The following is a 6,195-nucleotide window of genomic DNA, read 5'->3' as shown; positions in this document are numbered from 1 at the left end:
TTTTGAAAAACTTGGAAATTTATCGATGCTGACCACTCAAGCCACGTTGAAGCCTAGCCATACTTGTCAAGAAGCGAAGCTACACTGAAAAGTAGAGGCAGGTCTCATGCAAAGATTTCCCAGGAGAAGCTACCGAATAGGAAGCTTTGATTGGCAGAAATAGACTGCTGAAGCTATAGCGTTGATACAAAAGATGTAAATATAGAAATCCTTCATTTAAAGCAGTTTAATAAGCATTTTGTATTTGAAAAAGATAAAAAAGGATATGTAGAAAAGACTCAAAAAAACTATATGGACGTGAGAGTTGTTTTGCAACTAGTATGAGGAAACACAAAAAATATAATTAACTCATTTTGTACTTTCTACAAGAGTAGCTTAAAAGGCTGCTCTTTTTTCATTGAAGGGAGTAAGGATTCGTTACATCCTAAAAAGCAAAATCTAGGACGACTCATAAAATACAGCAGACTATTTAAAATAGAAGATGAAATTAGAAAATCCGTGGATGTATTATTGTGATTAATATCGAGAGCATAAAGAGCAATATAAGAAGTCTGGCAGAGAAGAAAAATAGTATAAACATGTGATGCTATAATATTTGTATTAGCATTATCGTGTATAATTTAATAAATCCTTGTACAATTTAAATGAAAGGTGGTAGAAATATGGATATAATGAAATCTTTTAACTTAGCAATAGACTATATTGAAGATAACTTAACTGATGAACTTGATGAAAAAGAAATAACGCGGATAACAGAATATTCATTTCCAATGTTTTCAAGAATATTTTCAATCATATCAGGATATTCATTATCTGAATATATAAGGTTAAGAAAGATGACAAATGCTGCAATTGATTTAAAAAATTCAGATAAAAGAATTATAGACATCGCAATAAAATATGGTTATAATTCTCAGGATTCTTTTGCTTTAGCTTTTAAAAGTTTTCATAAGCTAACTCCAGGTCAAGTAAAAAAAGGAGAAAAGTATCAATATTTCCCAAGAATCTACTTTTCAATTTCAGTTCAAGGAGGAAATCAAATGGATATTAAGATTGAGAAAAAGAAAGCGTTTAAAGTAGCTGGTATTAAATCAGATGTAACTAAAAGTTCAAATTTCCCAAAAGTTTGGGATAGACTGGTTGAAAAAGTACCAAGAGAAAAATTTGAGGAGTTTGGTAATGGTCAAATCTTTGGCGTAGGATATGATTATATAATGGATGAAGAAGATTCATTTATATACTTAGCTGGTTTTGATTTAACGGATGAAGTAAAAGCTGAGGAGTTAGGGTTAGACATACTCAGCATTCCTGAAAAAGAGTATGCTATTGTAAGCTTAGAAGGTCCTATACCAAAGTGCATTCACGAAGGATGGAAGTATATTATTTCATATTTCTTCCCTAAAGAAGGATATAGACATGATGAAAGTCCCGATTTTGAAGTATATGGAGATGGAGACCCTAATTCAGAAGATTATCAAATGGAATTATGGGTTCCTATAGTAAAAGAGTAATTTAAATTTGTTTAACGGCATCTATCAAATGGTAGGTGCTTTTTTGATTGCTATTAGTAAAAATAGGAATAAATAAAAGTCCTATGAAACTTGACCTAACAACAGGAGATGCAATAACACCAAGGGAAATAGAATATACCTATCCCTGTATCTTTAGCAAAGAAAATATAAAAATAATGGTATACCTATTAGAAACAATTTTATCTGAAAAAGACGAAACCATAATCAGAAGAAATATAACAACAACACGAATGAGAGACTTTTATGACCTATACACCCTCTACAAACTAAAGAAAGATGAGATAAACTATGAAATTTTAAGAGAAGCAATAGAAAGAACTTCCGAAAAAAGAGGAAGTTAGGAGATAATGAAAGACTCTGAGGAAATAATCGAGGACATAAAATAAGATTAATACCTAAGATCCTTGTGGGAAGTATATCTCAAAGAAAATAAGTACATTGCAGATTTGGCCTTTGATAAAGTTGTTGATGTAGTGACAACTTTATCAAATAGAATTAATGAGATGTAATTTAACAGACAGTGTCCGGCATATTGTAGATAAGAGAAATTAAGTAAAAGAGAAGTGGAATTAATCTACTTCTTTTTTTAAACTTAAATGCTATTGCAAGGAGAACGTTTTTATATTAAACGGTATTTAATGGTATAATATAATAAATATGAGTTTTCAATGTAGGTTATATTGAGAACTTTTATTTATGAAACTCACTCAAAAAACTAATAGATTTGGATACGACAAAAAGAAATTGATGAAAATAGCAAAATTTGGAAAATTTAACTTTATAAAATTAAGAATGGCTAAACATAACCACAGATGTTTTGCTTAGAATTTGCAATGATTTGGATTGTGATATTGAGGAAATAGTGGAATGTATGAAAATTTAATATGAGGAGATTATGTTTTGAATAAAATTACAGATGTTACAAGACGAGATATTTTTGATTTATTCAAAAAAGGAATAACAGAAGATAATTGGTTAACAACAGAGACTATATATTATCCTTATTATGGTCGTTTTGAAATTGTAGATTTTTTAAAAAGACTGTATAACTTAGCAGATTGGGAAAGCCAAGATTCTAGAGTTGATAATGCAGAAGAAGAAATTGCAATGCATACCCATAATGGTGATTATCCCGACGATTGGATATTCGAAGACGAAAGATTTCAACTGTTTGATGGCGAAGATAATATTTTACTTAATTTTATTTGCGAAGTATTTCATCCAGAAGTGAGGGATGAAAATGGAGTTTGGGAAAGATATTTAGAAAAAATAAATACTTTGCTAAATGAAGATGGGTATGCAATAGTCGCTACAAGCAAATTATCAGGAAGAGATGTGTTTAGCTGGAGAACATATATTAAGAAACCAAGTATGTATATTCCTTTTTCAGAAAGAAACAAGTCATTAATAACTGAAAAAAAAACCAGTATTAAGCTTACTAATGCAGCGAGACATCAACTTTTTAAGGTAATGAATGAATATAACGAAACATTTATGTTTACATCTGAAACCAATTTTAATTATTACAAATCAATAAATGACTTAGTTTTAGAGGATATTACTAAGTTTTATATTCCAAAACATTATGTGGGAAGCGAACTTGTAGAAATAAATGAATTTAGTGATTTTAAAGAAGGTACTCGACCATTCACTGTGTTTGATGTTATTGAAAGTTTTAATAGGCACACTACAAAATCTTCACAATTTAGAAATGAGATAAATGCCATTTTTAAATTAAATAAAATCAATGTAGAGCTCAGAAATGGAGAAGTACATTCTACAAGCAATAAAGTAATCGGACTCGATGATTCAACAAATATTAATGAAGCTGGTCTTGAAGAGTTAATAAGGACATCTGAAGATTTATACAATAAAGGTGAATATTCCTATGCTGTTGAAAAAATCTGGGATGCGTTTGAAAGAATTAAGACTTATTATCCTACTTTGGATAAGAAAAAATCAGCAGAAAAAATCATTAATGATATAAGTTACGGGAATGAACATATCAAAAAAATGTTTGATAATGAATTTAAAATATTGACGAATACAGGGAACTCATATCGAATAAGGCATCATGAAATTAATAAAATAGATATCAGCAAGGAATTGCATTATAAGTATTTCTATAAGAGATGTTTGGCATTAATTTCTGTAATAGTAGAAAATTTACAGTAAGGGGGACAATTTGTTTTTTGACAATAGTAAATATTTTGTGTTTGATAAATCTATTCCTTATTCAAGTGGAAAAGAAATACAGGTATATAAACTTAATAATGAATTATTAGCTGATAGTATTTTGAATAGTTGGGCATCTGGATTAAGAAATAATTATGTTGAAGAGAGTTTGTTAGAGCCACTAATTAAAGGAACAGGATTAACAAAACAAGAATTTTTGGAGAAGAATATATTTCCCAATCATCAAAATAAACTAGGTGCTATAACTATGTCTGGGGAATTCGGAGAGATATTGGTATATGACTATATAAATTTTGTTCTAAAGCACTATATTACTAGAACTAGGTATTTGGAAAAAGTCAATCCTGATATGCCAGTATCTGGAAGTGATGTGATAGGGTATAAAGTTAAAAATATTAATAAACCAAGTAAGTCTGATCACTTAATAGTTGCTGAAGTAAAAACTCGTTCTAGCAAAGTTGGAAATAAAAACAGGTCGTGTGAAAAAACAGTTAAAGATGCCATAGAACACTCTATTAAAGATAGGGTTCGAATCGGTGAGTCTCTAAATGCTGAAAAAAGGAGATTACTTAATCGTTCAAGAAATGACGAGGCAAAAATAGTAGAAAGGTTTCAAAATAAAACAGATAATCCGTTTATAATTGACTTTTTTGCAGTTGCTGTATTGGATATTGATTTGTATTCAGACCAGGTAGTTTTAGATGTGGTTAATAGTCAGAATGAAAATGTAAAATCCACGAGTATATTGATAATTCTTTCCAAAGAATTGCTGATCTTCTTAAGAGATTTATATAGGAGGGCTTGCTTATGTTGATAGAAAGTGCTTCAAAATACTATTTGAAAAAAGTTCGAGCAAAAGCAAAAATGTATGAGTATGGCGTACCAGAAAATCTTCATATAGAAGTTGAAGAACAAGCAAATGACCTTATATTGCTTAGCATTGGGGTTGTTGGTGACATTTCTAATGAAATATGGAAAATGAAAAAAGCTCCTATAATTCTTTCGAAGGAAAAGGAAGAAGAATTGTATTTTGTATCAAGGTTTTTTGATGCTTATTTTCAGTCTGAAATGAGTATTGACTTGAATCCATATTATATATTGATGGGAGCGGTTACTTATTACTTCTGTAATATGAATGGTAGTTCAAAAGTAATGATGAGTATTATGCCAGATTTAAGTGATTTTGAGTTTTCTGCTTCTGGATTAGAAAATGTAATAATGTGGATGTTAGATAATAATCATAAATTTGACGTCGGTAAGATAGATGGAAAATACAGAAACTATATTGTGCAATTAGTTGATTACTATAATATGTTTTTTGATTGCAAAAATCCTAACAACTCGAATTTCGATGATTTTAGAAGTTATGTTTATAAACTTGGTAACGATAGAGAAATATTATTTACAGATATTATTTTAGCAATATTGAAAAAGAAAATTTATAATTCGTGTATTAATCTAATGCCACTATATTCTGGTATTGACAAGAACGATTGGATTTCAACATTTAAGAACAATGCGCTGATGAAAGAAATGTGGTCATCCCAGATTTTACTAGGTAAAGAAGGAATTTTCGAAGGAAAATCAGGTGTTATTCAAATGCCAACAAGCTCTGGTAAAACAACATCTGTAGCACTTGCTGTACAAGCTGCTTTTCTATCACATAGAACTTCAATTGTAGTTGTAGTAGCTCCATTTAGAGCTTTATGTAAGGAAATAATGCTTGATATGGAAAAGTTTTTTGCGTTTGATGAAAATATATCTGTAACTGAGTTTTCTGATATTCCTGAACCTAGCGAAATAGAGTTAGTTAAATCTGAGTATATTGGTAAAAAAATATTTGTTATGACTCCAGAAAAGTTGGAATATATTTTAAAACATGATACGGAAATAATTGAAAGTATTAACATGATTGTTTTTGATGAGGCTCATTTGTTTGATGATGAATCAAGGGGAACAGATTACGAACTTTTACTGACAACAATAAATAGCTATCTTAGACCAGATGCACAGAAGATATTAGTTTCAGCAGTAATTTCTAATGCTGAGCAATTAAATGCGTGGATTAACCATGATGGTATTGTTATAAAAAATAATACAATTAAAACATCAGAGAAAACGGTAGCCTTTAATACATTTACATCGACTAATGTTAATAATGCTTATAGTAATCTTTATTTTGTGGATCCAAATAAATACTTAGAAGAAGAATTTTATGTGCCAAGAGTTGTCCAAACAAGAGAATTAAATAAAAAAGGTAATGAAAGAAAATCAAGATATTTTCCTGATTTTACAAATAATAAGCAAGATGTAGGCATTTATTATGCAATTAAATTAATAAGAAATGGAAGTATTGCAATTTTTTGTTCAGATAATTTATCATAACAAGTGCAACATAAAATAACTCATAGCTAATCAGCTGTGTTAATATGTAAGTGACCAAACAAAACATATTAAAAGGAGCGAT

At 29.5% G+C, this 6,195-nt stretch carries 4 protein-coding genes and 3 pseudogenes; all 7 read left to right on the top strand.

Annotation, left to right across the window (positions count from 1 at the left end; translation table 11 throughout):
* Nucleotides 1-432 precede the first annotated feature (432 nt).
* Nucleotides 433-516, top strand: a pseudogene (locus tag KHW44_RS05265) (transcriptional regulator); the annotation flags it as partial.
* A 146-nt stretch (nucleotides 517-662) separates the two neighbouring features.
* The gene (locus KHW44_RS05260; RefSeq protein ID WP_154272110.1) at nucleotides 663-1,511 is read left to right on the top strand and encodes an AraC family transcriptional regulator; all 849 of its coding nucleotides are present in this window, start codon (nucleotides 663-665) and stop codon (nucleotides 1,509-1,511) included.
* A gap of 74 nt (nucleotides 1,512-1,585) precedes the next feature.
* A pseudogene (locus tag KHW44_RS05255) lies at nucleotides 1,586-2,041 on the top strand (nucleotidyl transferase AbiEii/AbiGii toxin family protein); the annotation flags it as partial.
* A 209-nt stretch (nucleotides 2,042-2,250) separates the two neighbouring features.
* Nucleotides 2,251-2,415, top strand: a pseudogene (locus KHW44_RS05250) (helix-turn-helix domain-containing protein).
* A gap of 17 nt (nucleotides 2,416-2,432) precedes the next feature.
* Nucleotides 2,433-3,707, top strand: coding sequence for a hypothetical protein (locus KHW44_RS05245; protein ID WP_172975121.1), 1,275 nt, complete (start codon nucleotides 2,433-2,435; stop codon nucleotides 3,705-3,707).
* Between the two features lie 10 nt (nucleotides 3,708-3,717).
* Nucleotides 3,718-4,542 carry a Hachiman antiphage defense system protein HamA gene (locus tag KHW44_RS05240; protein ID WP_154272111.1) on the top strand — a complete coding sequence of 275 codons (825 nt, stop codon included), beginning with the start codon at nucleotides 3,718-3,720 and terminating at the stop codon, nucleotides 4,540-4,542.
* Nucleotides 4,536-6,113: a DEAD/DEAH box helicase gene (locus tag KHW44_RS05235; RefSeq protein ID WP_304066824.1), complete on the top strand. Its 1,578-nt coding sequence runs from the start codon at nucleotides 4,536-4,538 to the stop codon at nucleotides 6,111-6,113. The genes KHW44_RS05240 and KHW44_RS05235 overlap by 7 nt, the downstream gene beginning before the upstream one ends.
* The last annotated feature ends 82 nt before the right edge of the window (nucleotides 6,114-6,195 follow it).

Source organism: Finegoldia magna (assembly GCF_018371055.1).
In the GTDB taxonomy this organism is placed as follows: Bacteria; Bacillota; Clostridia; order Tissierellales; family Peptoniphilaceae; genus Finegoldia; species Finegoldia magna_I.
The sequence above is the reverse complement of the archived record's forward strand: the minus strand, read 5'-3'. Positions and strand labels throughout refer to the sequence as shown.

Bases quoted from the DNA above. Each gene is read 5' to 3' on its own strand.
- KHW44_RS05260 (WP_154272110.1), top strand. From the start codon at position 663: ATGGATATAATGAAATCTTTTAACTTAGCAATAGACTATATTGAAGAT.
- KHW44_RS05235 (WP_304066824.1), top strand. From the start codon at position 4,536: ATGTTGATAGAAAGTGCTTCAAAATACTATTTGAAAAAAGTTCGAGCA.